The 17,705-nt window shown below is 66.8% G+C and carries 17 protein-coding genes; 12 read left to right on the top strand and 5 right to left on the bottom strand.

All coding sequences use genetic code 11. From position 1 onward, the window contains the following. Positions 1-380 precede the first annotated feature (380 nt). From ileS to FV217_RS12260, 5 genes are all read left to right on the top strand, one after another. Entirely contained in the window at positions 381-3,386 is a 3,006-nt protein-coding gene (gene ileS / locus FV217_RS12280) for an isoleucine--tRNA ligase (protein WP_147817468.1), read from the top strand. Further along, positions 3,386-3,901 carry a signal peptidase II gene (gene lspA / locus FV217_RS12275; protein WP_147817467.1) on the top strand — a complete coding sequence of 172 codons (516 nt, stop codon included), beginning with the start codon at positions 3,386-3,388 and terminating at the stop codon, positions 3,899-3,901. Before ileS ends, lspA begins: the two co-directional genes overlap by 1 nt. Positions 3,902-4,013: 112 nt before the next feature. Next, on the top strand, positions 4,014-4,733 hold the full coding sequence (locus FV217_RS12270; protein WP_147817466.1) for a hypothetical protein: 720 nt from the start codon (positions 4,014-4,016) through the stop codon (positions 4,731-4,733). A gap of 153 nt (positions 4,734-4,886) precedes the next feature. Next, the gene (locus FV217_RS12265; RefSeq protein WP_147817465.1) at positions 4,887-6,281 is read left to right on the top strand and encodes a pitrilysin family protein; all 1,395 of its coding nucleotides are present in this window, start codon (positions 4,887-4,889) and stop codon (positions 6,279-6,281) included. A gap of 68 nt (positions 6,282-6,349) precedes the next feature. After that, entirely contained in the window at positions 6,350-7,633 is a 1,284-nt protein-coding gene (locus FV217_RS12260) for a pitrilysin family protein (RefSeq protein ID WP_147817464.1), read from the top strand. 25 nt (positions 7,634-7,658) lie between these two features. Here the strand turns inward: FV217_RS12260 and FV217_RS12255 are convergent, their stop codons facing one another. From FV217_RS12255 to hemE, 3 genes are all read right to left on the bottom strand, one after another. After that, positions 7,659-8,006 (bottom strand): lysozyme inhibitor LprI family protein, encoded by a 348-nt coding sequence (locus FV217_RS12255; protein ID WP_147817463.1) that lies wholly within the window; start codon positions 8,004-8,006, stop codon positions 7,659-7,661. 35 nt (positions 8,007-8,041) lie between these two features. Then, on the bottom strand, positions 8,042-8,479 hold the full coding sequence (gene hemJ / locus FV217_RS12250; protein WP_147817462.1) for a protoporphyrinogen oxidase HemJ: 438 nt from the start codon (positions 8,477-8,479) through the stop codon (positions 8,042-8,044). A 133-nt stretch (positions 8,480-8,612) separates the two neighbouring features. After that, the gene (hemE, locus tag FV217_RS12245; protein WP_147817461.1) at positions 8,613-9,677 is read right to left on the bottom strand and encodes a uroporphyrinogen decarboxylase; all 1,065 of its coding nucleotides are present in this window, start codon (positions 9,675-9,677) and stop codon (positions 8,613-8,615) included. A 510-nt stretch (positions 9,678-10,187) separates the two neighbouring features. Between hemE and FV217_RS12240 the strand changes: the two genes are divergently transcribed. From FV217_RS12240 to dnaQ, 6 genes are read left to right on the top strand one after another with little or no spacing between them, the layout of a single operon-like run. After that, the gene (locus FV217_RS12240; protein ID WP_147817460.1) at positions 10,188-11,018 is read left to right on the top strand and encodes a pyruvate, water dikinase regulatory protein; all 831 of its coding nucleotides are present in this window, start codon (positions 10,188-10,190) and stop codon (positions 11,016-11,018) included. Positions 11,019-11,029: 11 nt separating this feature from the next. Continuing rightward, a complete protein-coding gene (locus FV217_RS12235) occupies positions 11,030-11,656 on the top strand; it encodes a Maf family protein (RefSeq protein ID WP_147817485.1) in 627 nt (208 codons plus the stop codon). Between the two features lie 17 nt (positions 11,657-11,673). Further along, positions 11,674-12,639, top strand: a complete 966-nt coding sequence (locus FV217_RS12230) for a cation diffusion facilitator family transporter (protein ID WP_147817459.1) — start codon at positions 11,674-11,676, stop codon at positions 12,637-12,639. Then, entirely contained in the window at positions 12,636-13,475 is an 840-nt protein-coding gene (locus tag FV217_RS12225) for a shikimate dehydrogenase (RefSeq protein ID WP_147817458.1), read from the top strand. Before FV217_RS12230 ends, FV217_RS12225 begins: the two co-directional genes overlap by 4 nt. Then, the gene (coaE, locus tag FV217_RS12220) at positions 13,472-14,095 is read left to right on the top strand and encodes a dephospho-CoA kinase (RefSeq protein WP_147817457.1); all 624 of its coding nucleotides are present in this window, start codon (positions 13,472-13,474) and stop codon (positions 14,093-14,095) included. The genes FV217_RS12225 and coaE overlap by 4 nt, the downstream gene beginning before the upstream one ends. A 42-nt stretch (positions 14,096-14,137) precedes the next feature. Further along, positions 14,138-14,872 carry a DNA polymerase III subunit epsilon gene (gene dnaQ, locus FV217_RS12215; RefSeq protein WP_147817456.1) on the top strand — a complete coding sequence of 245 codons (735 nt, stop codon included), beginning with the start codon at positions 14,138-14,140 and terminating at the stop codon, positions 14,870-14,872. Between the two features lie 170 nt (positions 14,873-15,042). On the opposite strand, the gene FV217_RS12210 is transcribed toward dnaQ, so the two are convergent. Together FV217_RS12210 and FV217_RS12205 are read right to left on the bottom strand one after the other, a co-directional pair. Continuing rightward, entirely contained in the window at positions 15,043-15,273 is a 231-nt protein-coding gene (locus FV217_RS12210; protein ID WP_238232308.1) for a hypothetical protein, read from the bottom strand. Between the two features lie 383 nt (positions 15,274-15,656). After that, positions 15,657-16,544, bottom strand: coding sequence for a putative selenate ABC transporter substrate-binding protein (locus tag FV217_RS12205; protein WP_147817455.1), 888 nt, complete (start codon positions 16,542-16,544; stop codon positions 15,657-15,659). 158 nt (positions 16,545-16,702) lie between these two features. Between FV217_RS12205 and selD the strand changes: the two genes are divergently transcribed. Further along, positions 16,703-17,705, top strand: a 1,003-nt coding sequence (selD, locus tag FV217_RS12200; protein WP_147817454.1) for a selenide, water dikinase SelD, incomplete at its 3' end; no start/stop codon positions are given.

Genomic DNA, 17,705 nt, shown 5'->3' with positions numbered 1-17,705 from the left:
CGCTCGCAAGGAGATTCGCTCCGGAACCGGTCCGTCCGCGCGCGTCGGGGCACCAACGGCCGAGCTTGCGAAAGGTGGCATCGCTGCCGGCAGGAATTTTCCGCATCCTGGATTCGGCAGAGGCTTCATCGTTCAGGCTCTCTGCAGCATCGCCTTCGCTGGCGCGGGGAAAAACCCGCTGCTAGAAGCGCCGGATGCTCGATCCAACCGATCCTGCCGGAGCGCTCCGGCGTCTTCGAATTACCGGCCCGGCCTCCGCCTGAGCGCAGCACATGCCGCGCGGACGGCGTGGGTGCCGGACAGGGCTTCGCAGCACGCGACCGCGTCGCGCAGAGCCCGCCTCCCGACGATCGCCGATTTGAGACGAGCAGACCCCTCCGATGACCGAATCCGCTCCCGACGCCGCGCTGCCGGATGCCGACGCATCCCCGGCACCGCGCGATTATGCGAAGACGCTGTTTCTGCCGAAGACCGAGTTTCCGATGCGCGCCGGGCTGCCGACCCGCGAGCCGCTGCTGCTACAGCGTTGGGAGCGGAACGGTCTCTACGGGCAGATCCGCCGGAATGCCGCCGGCCGGCCGAAATTCGTACTGCATGACGGCCCGCCCTACGCCAACGGCGCGATCCATATCGGGCACGCGCTCAACAAGATCCTGAAGGACGTGATCGTGCGCTCGCAGGGCGCGCTCGGCTTCGACGCCAACTATGTGCCCGGCTGGGACTGCCACGGACTGCCGATCGAGTGGAAGATCGAGGAGCAGTACCGCGCCAAGGGCAAGAACAAGGACGAGGTGCCGATCCTCGAATTCCGCCAGGAATGCCGGACCTTCGCGGCCCATTGGCTCGGCCAGCAGCGCACGGAGTTCCAGCGGCTCGGCGTCACCGGCGACTGGGCACATCCCTATTCCACGATGGCCTACCCGGCCGAGGCTCGCATCGCCTCCGAACTGATGAAGTTCGCGGTCAGCGGTCAGCTCTATCGCGGCTCGAAGCCGGTGATGTGGTCGGTGGTCGAGAAGACGGCGCTCGCCGAGGCCGAGATCGAGTACGAAGAGCATGTCAGCGACACGATCTTCGTCGCGTTCGACGTCATCACCGGAAATCCGGACACCATTTCGCCTATACTGGCTCAGGGAGCCGCGATCGTCATCTGGACGACAACGCCTTGGACATTACCGGGGAATCGCGCGATCGCGTTTTCTCGAAAAATTTCCTATGGACTCTACAAGGTCACCGCTGCGGCAGCCGATAACTGGGCTCAGGTTGGTGCGGCCTATATCCTGGCTGACGCGCTTGCCGAAACCGTATTCAAGGCAGCGCGTGTCGAGACGTTCGAGCGCGTGCAGGATGTCGTTGCGAGCGATCTGGCGACTATGGTCTGCCAACATCCTCTCTTCGGCCTAGGGTACGAGTTCGACGTCCCCCTCCTCGACGGCGACCATGTCACCGACGAAGCCGGCACCGGCTTCGTGCACACGGCCCCGAGCCATGGCCGCGAGGACTTCGAGGTCTGGATGGCCAATGGCCGTCAGCTCACACAGCGCGGTATCGAGACCCGGATTCCCTACACGGTCGACGCCGACGGCGCCCTCACCGAAGAGGCTCCCGGCTTCACCGGCAAGCGGGTGTTGAACGACAAGGGTGAGAAGGGCGACGCCAACAAGGCGCTCATCGCGGCGCTTTCCGAAGCCGGCGCGCTCATCGCCCGCGGCGTGCTGCGCCACCAGTACCCGCATTCCTGGCGCTCCAAGAAGCCGGTGATCTTTCGCAATACGCCGCAATGGTTCATTGCGATGGACAAGCCCGTCGACGCGCTCGGTAACCGCACCCTGCGCGAGGTCGCCTTCGAAGCGATCGAAGCGACGCAATGGGTGCCGCCCCAAGGAAAAAACCGCATCAACGGCATGGTCGGCAACAAGCCCGACTGGGTGGTCTCGCGCCAACGCGCCTGGGGCGTGCCGATCACGGTGTTCGTGAAGGCCGGCACCAGCGATGTTCTTCGCGATGAGGCGGTGAACGCTCGCATCGCCGAGGCTTTCGCCGCCGAGGGCGCCGACGCCTGGTTCTCGGATGCCGACGGCGCCCGCTTCCTCGCACCCGACTACGACCCGGCCGAGTACGAAAAGGTCACGGACGTCCTCGACGTCTGGTTCGATTCCGGCTCGACCCACGCCTTCGTCCTCGACGATCCGCAAGCCTTTCCCGGCCTGTCCGGCGTGAAGCGCGTGCGCGACGGCGGGCAGGACCGGGTGATGTACCTCGAAGGCTCGGACCAGCACCGCGGCTGGTTCCAGTCCTCGCTGCTCGAATCCTGCGGCACGCGGGGCTATGCGCCCTACGACGTGGTGCTCACCCACGGCTTCGTCCTCGACCCCAAGGGGGAGAAGATGTCGAAATCGAAGGGCAACGTCGTCGCGCCGCAGACCGTCATCAAGGAATCCGGCGCCGATATCCTGAGGCTCTGGGTCGCGGCCTCCGATTACTCGGACGACCTGCGCATCGGTCCGGAGATCGTGAAGACGTTTGCGGAGACGTATCGCAAACTCCGAAATTCCCTGCGCTGGATGCTCGGCTCGCTCGCCCACCGCGTGCCCGGCGACGACGTGAACTACGAAGAAATGCCGGAGTTGGAGCGGTTCATCCTGCACCGGCTGGCGCAGCTCGATGGCGAGATCCGCGAGGCTTATGCGGCCTTCGACACCAAGCGGATCGTGGCCCTGCTCAACGGCTTCCTGACCGGCGATCTGTCGGCCTTCTATTTCGACGTGCGCAAGGATGCGCTCTACTGCGACCCGATTTCTTCGCAGGTGCGCAGGGCTTCGCTTCAGGCGATCGACGAGGCGTTTCGACGGGTCGTGATCTGGCTGGCGCCGGTGCTTGCGTTCACGGCGGAAGAAGCCTGGCTCGACCGTCATCCATCGGACGACGGCTCGGTCCATCTCCAGACCCTGCCCGAGACGCCCGCGAACTGGCGCGACGACGCGCTCGCCGCGCGCTGGCAAAAAATCCGAAAAGTGCGCCGCGTCGTGACCGGAGCGCTCGAGATCGAACGTGCCGCCAAGCGCATCGGTGCGAGCCTCGAGGCTGCGCCGACGGTGTTCGTCTCCGATCCCGACCTGCTCGGCGCCCTCGACGGCCTGGACTTTTCCGAGGTCTGCATCACCTCCGCGATCCGGGTGAGCGTCGGCGAGGGACCGTCCGACGCCTTCCGCCTCGACGAGGTCAAGGGCGTCGCCGTGGTACCGGACGTCGCCGAGGGCCGGAAATGCGCCCGCTCCTGGCGGGTCTCGCCGGATGTCGGCTCGGATCCGGCTTATCCCGACGTCACGCCGCGCGACGCGCAAGCTTTGCGCGAGTGGGATGCCGCGCATCCGAGTGCTGCCTGATGGCGCCGTTCCGCCTCGGCCTGCTCGCGGCGTTCCTGACGCTCGCCATCGACCAAGCCTCCAAACTCTGGCTGTACCTCCGCACCGATCTCGTGCTGACGCAGCCCTGGGCCGTCGCGCCCTTCACCGACTTCGTCGTCGTGTGGAATCGCGGCGTCTCCTACGGGATGTTCCAGCAGGAGGGCGATCTCGGCCGCTGGCTGCTCGTCGGGCTCTCGGTCGTCGCGGCCCTGGCCCTCGGATTCTGGATGAAGCGGGCCGGCACGCGGCTGCTGGCGATCTCGCTGGGCCTCATCGTCGGCGGGGCGATCGGCAACGCCATCGACCGGGCGGTGTTCGGCGCGGTGTTCGACTTCGTCCACCTGCATGCGGGCGACTGGTCGTGGTACGTCTTCAACATTGCCGATGCGGCGATCGTGGCCGGCGTCGTCGGGCTGATCCTCGACAGCCTGATGCCGGAGCGGAAGACCGATCGGCAACACGATCTGACCGATGCTTCCAATCCCCGCCCATGAGCGGTTTGGCGAAATAAACCGCCTTACCTTCGCCCGAAAACCGGCTCACGCCGGAATCATCGGCGTCCGCACAGTCAAGAGCGATTCCCGGCGGCCGCGACCTGAGGGCAGCATGATCGTGCAGCGCCGGATTTCTTTGGCTTTTTCGGGCATCCTCGCGCTCAGCCTGCTCCCCGCAGTTCCCGCGCGTGCCGCCGAAGGCGAGTTCATGCGCGACGCCATGAGCAGCATCGGCCTGATCGAGCCCGAGCGCCCGCCGATCACCTATCGCGAGCGCGCGCCCCTCGTGATGCCGCCAGCTCTGGGCAAGAAAGCCGCCGTGAAGAAACCGGCGAAGGGCAAGGGCGCCGACGCGCCGCCTGTCGATTACGCAACGATGCCGCTGCCCCTGCCGCAGACGCGGCAGGACGATCCGCAATGGCCGAAGGATCCCGAGACCAGCCGGCGCGAACGCGCCGCCCTCGACGCCAAGAAACCCATCGTCCGCGGCGCGCAAGGCCGTATGAACGACAACAACGAGACTCTCTCGGCCTTCGAGATGCAGAACGGCCGGCGTGAGGGCGCCGGCCTGTCCAAGGACCCCGCGCCGGGGCCGGGCGAAGTCCGCGAGTCGACCTGGCTGAACCCGCTCAAGCTCTTCTCGGGCAGCAAGGACGAAGCCGAACCCTCCGCGATCGAGCCCGATCGCGACGGTCTGACCGACCCGCCGAACGGCTACCGCAAGGCTCCGGTCAAGGCGGCGAAGGGGCCGGCAGGTCCGGTCGGCAACTCGATCAGCGGCAACGAAGAGGCCGACCCGCGCACCTTCATGAGGGCGGAAGGCGGGCGTTGAAGCCGCGATATCGGGGATTCGCGGTTCAGGATTCCGCGTCCCTCGGGTGGCCAAGAGGTCACACCCTGCGGTACGGGACTTGCCCCGGCTAACGAAGGTCGCGAGAGTCCGGGCCGCGACAACCTCGAGAACGGCCGCACGAAGGACGCCAGGATGCATCTCTACCGGAAGGCCAATGCCCTGCTCGGGTCGGCGCGCGGATTCGCGAATGCCGGTCGCGTGGAGGCCGCGCCGTTCGGGCGTTCGGAGGCCGGCGGCCCCGAGGTGTCATCCTTCGTGCTCGACAACGGCCTCGACGTCGTGGTGGTGCCCGATCACCGTGCCCCCGTCGCGACGCACATGATCTGGTACCGCAACGGGTCGGCCGACGATCCGCTCGGCCAGTCGGGCATAGCCCACTTCCTCGAACACCTGATGTTCAAGGGCACGGACCATCACCCGGCCGGCGCCTTCTCCAAGGCGGTCTCGTCGCTCGGCGGCCAGGAGAACGCCTTCACCAGCTACGACTACACCGCCTATTTCCAGCGCGTCGCCCGCGATCATCTCGCCACGATGATGGAGTTCGAGGCCGACCGCATGGGCGGCCTGGTGCTCTCGGACGACGTCGTCGCGCCCGAGCGCGACGTGGTGCTGGAGGAGCGCCGGATGCGGGTCGAGACCGATCCGAACGCCCAGCTCTCCGAGGCGATGGCCGCCTCGCTCTTCGTGCATCACCCCTACGGGATTCCGATCATCGGCTGGATGCACGAGATCGAGGAGCTGAACCGCCACCACGCCATCGACTACTACAAGCGCTTCTACACGCCCGAGAACGCGATCCTGGTCGTCGCCGGCGACGTGACGCCGGACGAGGTCCGCCGGCTGGCCGACGACACCTACGGCAAGGTCGCCCCGCACGGTTCGCGGCCGCAGCGCCGCCGGGCCCGCGAGCCTGAGCCCAAGGCCCTCCGCCGCATCGCGGTGGCCGATCCGAAGGTCGAGCAGCCGACCCTGCAGCGGCTCTACCTGACCCCCTCCTGCATGACCGCGCGCGACGGCGAGTGCCACGCGCTCGAACTGCTTGCCGAAGTGCTCGGCGGCGGCGCCACGTCCTACCTCTACCGCAAGCTGGTTCTCGAGACCGGCGTCGCCGTGAATGCCGGCGCCTGGTACATGGGCTCGGCGATCGACGACACCCGCTTCTCCGTCTACGCCGTGCCGGCCGAGGGCGTCAGCCTCGAACAGCTCGAAGAGCATGTCGACAAGGCCCTGCGCGGCGCCGGTGACGCCCTGTCGCCGGAAGCGATCGAGCGGGCCAAGACCCGGCTCGTGGCGGAGACGATCTACTCCGCCGACAGCCAGTCCTCGCTCGCCCGCATCTACGGGTCGGCGCTCGCCATCGGCGAGACCGTCGACGAGGTGCGCCGCTGGCCCATCGACATCGAGGCGGTGAGCAAGGAGCGGCTAGCTGCGGTGGCCGAGCGCTACCTCACTCCGGCCCGCTCCGTGACCGGCTACCTGATGAAGGCGAAAGAGCTCGACGCTCCCGTCGTCGCCGCCACCGCCTGATTCTTTTGGACAGCCGGCGCTTCGAGAGCCGCCGCGTCTGTCGTCGAGACGCCGAAGGACTTTTTTCGATGAACCTCGCCGAGACTGGCACCCGCACCGCGTCGTCGCCCACCCAGGCGATCCCAGTGGCGGCCGCCCGCGGCATCGAGGCCTGGCACGTGCCCTCGCCCGTCGTCCCGATGATTGCCATCGCCTTCAACTTCGAGGGCGGCGCCGCACAGGATCCGGAGGGCAAGGCCGGCACGGCCCAGATGCTCGCCCGCCTCCTCGACGAGGGCGCGGGCGACCTCGGTTCGGACGCCTTTCAGGAGGCGCTGGCGGCCCGCGCCATCGAGCTGCATTTCCATGCCGGCCCCGATTCCGTCGGCGGCTCGCTGAAGATGCTGGTGAAGCACGCCGACGAGGCCATCCGGCTACTCTCGCTGGCCGTCTGCGAACCGCGCCTCGACCCGGTCGCGATCGAGCGCGTGCGCTCGCAGATGATCGCATCCCTGCGCTACCAGCAGAACGACCCGGGCGTGATGGCCTCGCGCTGCTATTTTCGCGAGGCCTTTCCGGGTCATCCCTATAGCCGCCCCTCCTCGGGCACGACGGAGAGTCTGGCGGCGATCACCCGCGACGACCTCCTCGCGATGCACAAGGCCCTGATCGGCCGCGGCGGCCTCAAGGTCGCCGTCGTGGGCGCGGTGGAGGCCGATGGCGCCGCCGCGATGCTGGACCAGGCCTTTGGCAGGCTGCCGGAAAAGGATCCGCTCAAGCCGGTTCCGGCCACGCATATCCACGATCTCGGCCGCCGCATCGTCGTCGATCTCGACGTGCCGCAATCGGTGATCCGGTTCGGCCTCGGCGGCGTCGCCTGGCGCGATCCCGACTTCATCCCGGCCTATGTCCTGAATCACATCCTGGGCGGCGGCGCCTTCACGTCCCGCCTCTTCCAGGAAGTGCGCGAAAAACGCGGCCTCGCCTATTCTGTCGGCACCTCGCTGACTTCGCATCGCGGCGTCGCCATGACCTGGGGCTACACCGCCACCAAGAACGAGCGCGTCGTGGAGGCTCTCGACGTGATCGGCGAGGAGATCAACCGCCTGATCGCCGACGGCCCCTCGGACGACGAACTCCAGAAGGCCAAGGACTACCTCACCGGCTCCTATGCCCTGAGCTTCGACACCTCGACCAAGATCGCCAACCAGCTCGTGCAGATCGCCTTCGAGGGCCTCGGCATGGACTATATCGCCCGGCGCAACGACATGGTCGCCAGCGTGACACAGGACGATATCCGCCGTGCCACGGGGCGCACCTTCGCGAACGGCAAGATGCTGGTCGTGGCGGCCGGCCGACCCGTCGGATTCTGAGTCGAGCGGCCTGCCGGGGCCGCCGCTATTGCGGCCCCTGCTTAGCAAATTCCGCAAACACGCCGCGCAGCACCTTGAGCCGGGTCTCGTAGACCTGTCGCAGGCAGGCGGTGTCGGCGGAGCAGGCGCCGCGCTCCTTGAGCCAGGCTTCCTGGTCGTCCTGGAGCTGCGCCCGGTTTCCCATGGCCAGCAGGCTCTTCAGGATCTCGAAGCGCACGGCGAGCTCGACGTCGAGATCGTTGAGACCGAGCGTGGCGCAGATCGCCTTCTCGTCGGGCGTTGCCGCCTTTTCGCAGGGGAAGCTCGCCGCCTGAGCGCCTGCCGGCAGCAAGATCAGCGTCGCCGCCGCGAGCAAGTGACGAGCACGGTTCATTGATTTTCTCGACATCGATCAGCGTTGTGAAAAATTCAGCCGCCCGGCTTCACGACCGCCAGGATGACGATGAGGATCATCAGGAGCGTCGGGACTTCGTTGATGATGCGGTAGAACTTGGTGCTGCGCTTGTTGCGGTCGGCAGCGAAGTCCTTGACCATCTTCGAGAGCCAGCCGTGGATGCCGGTCATGGCGAAGACCAACAGGAACTTCATCTGCAGCCAGTAGGAAGCGTAGTAACCGCTCTTGACCGCGAGGGTGATCCCGAAAATCCAGGTCAGGATCATCGCCGGCGTCATGATCGCCTTGGCCAAGCGCCGTTCCATGATCTTGAACGTCGCCGATTGCACCTCCGAGCCCGCCGGCAAGCCGGCATGGTAGACGAACAGGCGCGGCAGATAGAGCATCGCCGCCATCCAGGCGATCAGCGCGACGACGTGGCCGGCCTTGATCCAGAGGTAGAGGTTGTCCACGGGCTCGAGAGCTTCCGGCTGTAAGAGGCTTTTTGCGCTGAACGTCGGCCAAGCTGCCGTCCGTCCGAGGCATCAGCCTGGAGCGGTTCCAATAGCCCGGCTCTCTGCGCCCAGTCGAGGCCTCGTTCTCCGGTCAGACACCCTCTCTGAGCCGCGCCAGCATCCGCTCGACATGGGCGACGGGCGTCTGCGGCGTGATGCCGTGACCGAGATTGAAGATGTGCGGCAGCCCGTGGGTCGCCGCCAGGATCGCATCGACCTCCGCGTCGAGGGCCGCACCGCCCGCGATCAGCGTTTCCGGATGCAGGTTGCCCTGCGTCACGGTGGTCGTGGGGACCCGCTCGCGCAGAGCCTTGAGATCGACCCCCCAATCGACGCCGACGGCGCTGGCGCCCGTCTCCGGCACGACGCGAGCGTGTCCATCGAGACCGGAGCCGCGGCAGAAGACGATGATCTTCGCATCCGGCACTTCGGCCCGCACACCGGCAATCATTTTCGCGATCGGCTTCAAGGACCAGCGTGACAAGGCGTCGTCGCCCTCGGGCAGCACGCCGGCATGAGACTCGAAAATCTGCACGGCGTCGGCACCGGCGCGGAACTGCCGGATGAGATACTCGGTCTGGACGCACACGAGCCGGTCGATCAGGGCCTCGACCAGACCGACATCGCTTGCGGCGAGTGCCCGCGCCGGAGCGAGATCGGGGGTGCCGCGCCCGCCGATCATGTAGCTCGCCACCGTCCAGGGTGCCCCGCAAAAGCCGAGCAGCGTGGTTTCCTGGGGAAGCGCCGCCCGGATGCTCGTGACCGCCTCGAAGACCGGCGCCAGATGCGAAAAGATCGCGTCGTCGCCGACATCGCGCAGTTTTTCGAATTCCGCTCGGCCCTCCAGTGCATCCAGCCGGGGACCTTCGCCCTCGACGAAGCGCACGCCCTGCCCCAGCGCGTGCGGGATCACCAGGATGTCGGAAAAAAGGATCGAGGCCTCGAAGCCGAAGCGCCGGATCGGCTGCAGGGTCACCTCGGTGGCGAAGGCCGGGTTGTAGCAGAGGTCCAAGAAGGAACCGGCTTCGGCCCGCGTCGCTCGGTATTCCGGCAGATAGCGCCCGGCCTGCCGCATCATCCAGGCCGGCGGCGGCGAGATCGCCTCGCCAGACAGCACCCGCAGAACCTTGCGGTCCTGTGCCCTCGCCTCACCCATCGCGTTTCCGATCCCCGTCCTGTCGTTCTCCCGAGCATACAGCCAAGCGCCTCTTCGAAAACCCTCCTTGCGCACCCTTCGGTCGATCGCGACGTCGCAATCCCCCCACAGGCCCTTTCCTAAAGAGAAGAGAGACTCTTAGACTCTGTTTCTTCTCTTGGAGGCATGAGTCATGGGCTCGCAAAGCCATCCACAGGCTCTCCCCATCGCCACGCCGTTAAGAGGGCTTTAACGGATCCGCTCTAGTCTTCTTCAATCGCGAGCCTCGCCAGCGGCTTGCACGGCGATGCACGCCCAGCGCCGTCGCACGGTCCCGGATTCTCCCAAAAGTCCGTCCGTACGAGTTCGACTCGACGGCCTGTTGACGCAGGAGTCGACAAGACGGGCCTCCCGCCGCTGGACCCTCCTGCGAAGCCGGCTTATCCCCATCCGTCGATCCCCCGAGGCACGGCCTGGGGACAAGCCTCCGTTTCGCCGGTCCGCGAGCGCGCAGGGGAAAGCCAATTCGCGATGAGTCGCAGCTACTTCCATCTCCACCTGGTCTCGGACTCGACCGGTGAGACGCTGATCAATGTCGGCCGCGCTGCGGCGGCCCAGTACGAAGGCGTCTCGGCGATCGAGCACGTCTATCCGCTGGTGCGCTCCCGCGCGCAGCTCGAACGGGTGATCTCGGAGATCCAGGCGGCACCCGGCCTCGTGCTCTACACCCTGGTCGACCAGGAGCTGATCGCGCGCCTCGACGAGGCCTGCCGCGAGACCGGCTCGCCGACGCTCAACGTGCTGCAGCCGGTTCACGCGCTGCTGCGCTCCTATCTCGGCGCGGATTCGACGGCGCGGCCGGGGGCGCAGCACATGCTGAACGCCGAGTACTTCAAGCGCATCGACGCGATGAACTTCACCCTGGCGCACGACGACGGCAACCTGCCGCCGGATATCGACGAGGCGGATGTCGTGCTCGTCGGCGTCAGCCGGACCTCGAAGACGCCGACCTCGATCTATCTCGCCAATCGTGGCCTCAAGACCGCGAATTTTCCGCTCGTTCCCTCCATGCCGTTGCCGCCTGCGCTGGCCGCGACACGAAAGGCGCTGATCGTCGGATTGATCGCCTCGCCGGAGCGGATCGTTCACATCCGCCAGAACCGGTTGCTGAGCCTGAAGGCCGACGACAACTCGATGTATGTCGATCGCAGCGCCGTCGCCGACGAGGTCGCGGCATCGCGAAAACTCTGTGCGAAACATCGCTGGCCGACGATCGACGTGACGCGCCGCTCGATCGAGGAAACCGCCGCGGCGATCCTCGATCTCTACCGCGAGCATCGTCTGAAGTTCATCGCCACGTGAACGACACCTCGATGCTCGATCCCGTACAGCGTCTCTGGCTCGGCGCAGCGCCACTCGTCCTCGCATCGGGGAGCCGCACCCGGGCGGATCTACTGTCCGGCGCCGGTCTCGTGCCGGAGGTGATCAGGCCCGATGTCGACGAACGCCGGATCGAATCCGCTGCCGGCGGCCTCTCACCTGTCAGCCTCGCACTGCGCCTCGCAACCGCCAAGGCCGAAGACGTCGCCCGAAAGCATCCCGAGCGCGTCGTCATCGGTGCCGATCAGGTGCTGGAGATCGACGGCACCGTGCTTCACAAGCCGGCCGACCTGCCCGAGGCGGCCGAACATCTCGGCCTGCTCCAGGGGAGAACCCACGCGCTCCATGCAGCGGTGGCGATTGCCGCTCGCGGGACGACCGAAACGTTTCACGAGACCGCGCGGCTGACCATGCGGCCACTGGATCCCGAGTCCATTGCCACCTATCTCGCCGCGGCCGGGCCGGAGCGTGTGACGTCGAGCGTCGGCGGCTACCAGCTCGAAGGCCTCGGCATCCACTTGTTCGCGCAGGTCGAGGGCGACCACACGACCGTTCTGGGCCTTCCTCTGATTCCGCTTCTCGCCCGGCTTCGCGGCATGGGGCTCCTGACGATCCAATGACGGAGACGAGCCCAGAGATGCCGGATCACGGTCACCCGCACCCGCACCCGCATGCTCACGACGATCACGACCACGCGCATCACGGCCATGCCGGCCACAGCCACGCCCCGAAGGATTTCGGGCGGGCGTTCGCGATCGGCATCGCCCTGAATGTCGGCTTCGTCATCATCGAAGCCAGCTATGGATTGGCGAGCAACTCGATGGCGCTGGTGGCGGATGCCGGCCACAACCTGTCGGACGTGCTGGGTCTCGCCGCCGCCTGGATCGCTTCGGTGCTGGTAAAACGGCGGCCGAGCACGCGGTTCACCTACGGCCTGCGTGGCTCCTCGATCCTCGCGGCTTTGTTCAACGCGGTGTTTCTGCTGATCGCCACCGGGGCGATCATGCTCGAGGCGGTGCAGCGGTTCTTCGATCCGGCGCCCGTCGCCGGCGTCACGGTCATGGTGGTGGCCGGAATCGGGATCGCGATCAACGGCTTCACCGCCTGGCTCTTCGCTTCGGGCGGTCGCACCGACATCAATATCCGTGGCGCCTATCTGCACATGTTGGCCGATGCCGTCGTCTCGGCCGGCGTCGTGCTGGCGGGTCTCGTGATTCTCGCGACCGGCTACGACTGGATCGACCCGATGGTCAGTCTCGTCATCGCCGGGCTGATCGTCTGGGCGACCTGGGGCCTCTTGCGCGACAGCCTCGGCATGGCGCTCTCCGCCGTACCGCCCGGCATCGATCCCGTCGCCGTGCGCGCGACCCTCGAGGCGCGTCCCGGCGTCAGCACGCTGCACGATCTCCACATCTGGCCGATGAGCACGACGGAGGTCGCCCTCACCGCGCATCTCGTGATGCGCGATGGCGACCTGCCCGATCGTTTCCTGCGCGATACCGCCGACGAGCTCCGAAAAGCATTCGGCATCGCCCACGCCACTCTCCAGATCGAGCGGACCGGCAGCGCCGATTGCACCCTTCCCGCGCAGTGCGAGGCATGATGCGCAAGGCTTTCGTCGTCGGGCATCCGATCGCGCATTCCCGCTCGCCGCTGATCCATGGCCACTGGCTGACGCAACACGGCATCGCTGGGTCCTATGAGCGCATCGATGTACCGCCGGAGCGTTTCGAGGCTTTCGTTCGCGGTTTGGCGGCAGCGGGTTTTGCCGGCGGCAACGTGACGATCCCGCACAAGGAGGCGGCCTTCCGGTTGGCTGACACGCTGACGCCGCGTGCGACGAAAATAGGGGCGGTGAACACGCTCGTCGTCGGTGAGGACGGCGGTATCCATGGTGACAACACCGATGCGCCGGGCTTCATCGCCCATCTCGAGCAGACGCTCGGCACCGGCTGGCTGGAGCACTCGAACGGAACGGCGGTCGTCCTCGGAGCGGGGGGGGCGGCGCGGGCCGTGGTCGCCGGCCTCGCCGAGCGCGGCATGTCGCGGATCCGCATCGCCAACCGAACGCCGGAACGGGCACGAGCCCTGGTCGAGATCGACCCTCGGCGGGTCGGCATCCTCGATTGGGCCACGTTGCCGGAAGCGCTGTCCGAAGCCCGGCTTCTGGTGAATACGACCTCGCTCGGCATGACGGGTCATCCGCCGCTCGATATCGACCTCGGACCCCTACCGAACGGGGCGGCTGTGGCGGATATCGTCTATGCGCCCCTGGAGACACCGCTGCTTGCGGCTGCGCGTGCACGCGGCCTCGCCACGGTCGATGGCCTCGGCATGCTGCTGCATCAGGCCGTGCCCGGCTTTTCGGATTGGTTCGGCGTTCGACCCGAGGTCACTCCGGAACTTCGCGCTCTCGTCGTCGCGGACCTCAGGCGATGAACGAGGCGCAGCCGAGCGGCGGAAGACCCAAGACGATCCTCGGGCTCACCGGCTCGATCGGCATGGGCAAGTCCGCGACGGCCGCATTGTTCGCGAAGCACGGCGTACCGGTTCACGACTCGGATGCGGCCGTACATCGCCTCTACGAATCCGGCGGTACTGCAGCCGAGGCGATCGGCGCGGCCTTTCCGGGAAGTCTGCGACCGGACGGCGGCGTCGATCGCGAGGCTCTTCGCAAAGCCGTACTCGGAAACGCCGAGGCCCTGCAGCGGCTTGAAGCGCTGGTCCACCCCCTGGTTGCGGAGGAAAGCCGTGCCTTCCTGGGCAGGCACGGCGATGCGCCCCTCGTCGTGCTCGACATCCCGCTGCTGTTCGAGACCGGAGCCGAGAAACGGTGCGACACCGTCGTGGTCGTCAGCGCTCCGGCCGAGGTGCAGCGCGCCCGCGTGCTCGCCCGGCCCGGCATGACGGAAGCGGCCTTCGCGGCGATCCTCGCCAAGCAGATGCCGGATGCCGAGAAGCGCCGGCGCGCCGATGTCGTGATCGATACGAGCCGCGGCTTCACTCATGCCGAGGCCGAGGTCGCGGCGCTCGTCGCGCGATTAAGGGATTCGCGATAGGGTCGGAGCCGGCCAAGCTCCAACGCGAAACGTCCAAAGACCATGCTGCGCGAGATCGTCCTCGATACCGAGACCACCGGCACGGATGCGAAGGGCGGTGACCGCCTGATCGAGATCGGCTGCGTCGAGCTGATCAACCACATCCGTACGGGCCAGACCTTTCACCGTTTCGTGAATCCGCAGCGGGCGGTCTCGGCAGGGGCGTTCGGCGTTCACGGAATCTCCGACGCGTTCCTGGCCGACAAGCCGCTGTTCGGCGACATCGTCGATGCGCTGCTGGATTTCTGCGGCGACGGCCGACTCGTGATCCACAACGCACCCTTCGATGTCGGCTTCCTCAACATGGAGTTCGCCCGGCTCAAGCCGTCGTCACCCCCGCCGATCGTGCTGGAGGAGGTCGTCGACACCCTCACGCTCGCGCGCCGCCGACATCCGGGCGCCGCCAACAACCTGGATGCCCTGTGCAATCGGTACGGCATCGACACGACGAAGCGGACCAAGCACGGGGCGCTACTCGACGCCGAAATCCTGGCCGAGGTCTATATCGAGCTGCTCGGCGGCAAGCAGACCAGCCTCGGTCTTGCGGCTGTCGCCGAAGACGGCACCGCTGCCCCCAGCACGGCGGCAATTCGGGTGTACGAGGACTATACGACCCTTCCCTCCAGGCCGATTCGCAGTCGCCTGACCGACGATGAGCGCGACCGCCACGCGACTTTCGTGGCGACGCTCGGAACGAACGCGATCTGGAAGGACTATATGGGCGAAGAGACGCCGTGAGGCGTCTCTTCCAGGTGTAAGAAGTAGATTTCGTCAGAACGCGCTCTTAGAGCAGGCTGCGAAATAGTGGCAACGGTTTTTCGCGCGAAGCCTGCTCTAAACTTCTGACTCGATCACGTTTTCTGCGTTTTGATCGATTCGATCAAAACGCAGCGTGATCTATGCGCGGACTACATCATACCCTTTTTCTTCATCATCATCTTTTTGCGCATCATCATTTTCTTGTCGCGCATCATCATCTGCCGCTTGGACATCATCTTCACGTAGGACGTCGGCGCGCCGCTCGCTTGCACACCCGTCGCGGTGGCGGCCGAGGCCGAGCCGAGGCCGAGGGTCAGACCGCCGAGGAGGGTGGCGGCTGCGAGCGCAACTGTCGTTGTCTTCATGATCGATTGCTCCACTATCACGTGCTCATGACAGACCCTGTCCGGTCTCCCCGGGTGGGGCGGCCCTGGAGGGTGAGCCTTCACCTGCCCAGTGGTCGGCAAGGGTGAGACGGGTGTGAGCACCGGATGCGCCCGTCTCGGGCAGGTGAACCTCGCGTGAGTCACGAGCCGGGGGCACGGACGCGGCCCACGCGAGGCTTCGGCTCTCGCTCTCGCGAGACCCGGTGATCAGTTACGATGGCGTGTGGAAGAAAGTTTCGCGCGAGAGGGCGAAGGCAGACGATTCTTTACGATGTGCTCACGGCGCGGCCATTCCGGATGTTTCACACATCGCTCGCGTAAACAGCAACGCTTGGAGCGCGACCTGTACGAGATCCTCACGTCTTCGGCCAGGACATTCAATCCAGCATGCCGCTGGTCTTACCCACCTCTATCAGCGGCGCGTAGGCGTCGTTCTTCACCGGGATGAACTTCGAGCGGCCGAAGGGCGCGAGCAGGATCGGATCGCTCATACCGAGCAGCGCCTGCCGGAGTTTCTCCGTAAAGCCCTTGCCCCAGGTCTGGTCGACGTCGCCGCGCACGGACCACTGGTTGTTGGCGAAGGGCGGCGATTCCCAGACCACCCTGACCTTGTCCGGGTCGATCTTGCCGGCTTTGGCGTCGAGGTCCCAGACCGTGTAGTCGACCGCGCCGAGATCGAACACACCGGACTGCACGAGCTGAATCGTGCGGCTGTGCTCGCCCGAATAGCCGATGCGGGAATACACTTCGTCGGGCGTCTTTTCCGGGAAGGCCTGGCGGATGAAGTATTCCGGCATCAGCCGGCCCGAGGTCGAGGAGCGTGCGCCGAAGGTGAAGGTCTTGCCCGGCGTCCCCTTGGGAAACTCCGCGGATTTCTCCAGCCCGAGCCTGGTGTTGGCGATGAGGTAGGTCCGGAAGACAGCGTCCTCGGCTCCCTGCGCCAACGCCTGAGACCCCGGCACCAGCCGGCGGGCCTGCACGCCGGTGAAGCCGCCGAACCAGGCGAGCTGAACCTCGCCGTTGCTGAAGGCCGTCACGGCGGAGGAGTAGTTCTTCACCGGCAGATATTTGACCGGCACGCCGAGCTTCTGCTGCAGATAGCTCGCGACCTTACCGAAGCGCTCGACCAGCCGGGCTTCGTCCTGGTCGGGAATGCCGGTGAAGACGAAAGTTGGCTTGGCCGCATCTTGGGCACGCGCCGTACCGGTGGCCATGACGGCCGCGAGCATCGCAACGCGGCCGATCGCCCGCACCCAGCCAACCATGCCGCAGCTCCCGGTCGCGTTGCGCCCGGCAGGCCGCGACGCGATATTGCGCCGAGCCCTCGGGCACGCAGGTTCTACAGAGCGTCGGCGCCTGACACCTTCGTGACATCGCGCCGGCTGCCGCCCCAACTTCCCCGTTTTCTCACACGGAGACCCGCATGGATGCCGAACCGGTCCGGCTCAGTACCCTCGCCCACGGCGGCGGCTGTGGCTGCAAGCTCGATCCGGCCGTGCTGCGCCGGCTCCTCGCCGACCAGCCGGCGGCCGGCCCGTTCGAGCGGCTGATCGTCGGCAACGAGACCTCGGACGATGCCGCGGTCTGGGCGCTCGACGACGGCACCTGCGTCATCGCCACCACCGACTTCTTCACGCCGATGGTCGACGACCCGCGCGATTTCGGGCGGATCGCGGCGACCAACGCGATCTCGGACGTCTACGCCATGGGCGGCAAGCCGATCATGGCGCTCGCCATCCTCGGCATGCCGGTGGGCAAGATCTCTCCCGAGATCGTCGCCGAGATCCTGAAGGGCGGCGCCAGTCTCTGCGCCGAGGCCGGGATCCCGATCGCCGGCGGCCATTCGATCGATACGCCGGAGCCGATCTACGGGCTCGCCGTCATCGGGACCTGCCGCCGCGAGGACGTGCGCCGCAACGCGGACGCTCAGGTAGGCGACGCGCTGATCCTGACGAAGCCGATCGGCGTCGGGATCTACTCGGCGGCGATCAAGAAGCAGGCGTTGCCGGAGGGCGGCTACGCCGATTTCATCGCGACGACGACGCGGCTGAACCGGGTCGGCACCGAACTCGCCGTCGACCCGGCCGTGCATGCGATGACCGACGTCACCGGCTTCGGGCTGCTCGGCCACGGGCTCGAACTCGCCCGGGGGGCCGGCGTCGCCTTGACGATCACGGCCGACGCCGTGCCGCTGCTGCCGGCCGCCGCGGCCCTGGCGCGGGAGGGCTTCGTCACCGGCGCCTCGCACCGCAACTGGTCGGCGTTCAGTGAGGCCGTCGCGCTGCCGGCGGGTTTTCCCGACTGGCGCCGGCACCTGCTCACCGACCCGCAGACCTCAGGCGGCCTGCTGGTGGCCTGTGCGGCCGATCAGCTTGGTCATCTCGAGGCGGCGGCGCTCCGGCACCTTGAGATCGAAGGCGCAGGCG

The sequence above is a fragment of the Methylobacterium sp. WL9 genome, from assembly GCF_008040035.1.
Lineage (GTDB): Bacteria > Pseudomonadota > Alphaproteobacteria > Rhizobiales > Beijerinckiaceae > Methylobacterium > Methylobacterium thuringiense.
Note: the sequence above shows the minus strand (reverse complement) of the source record. Positions and strands in the feature narration are given on the sequence as shown.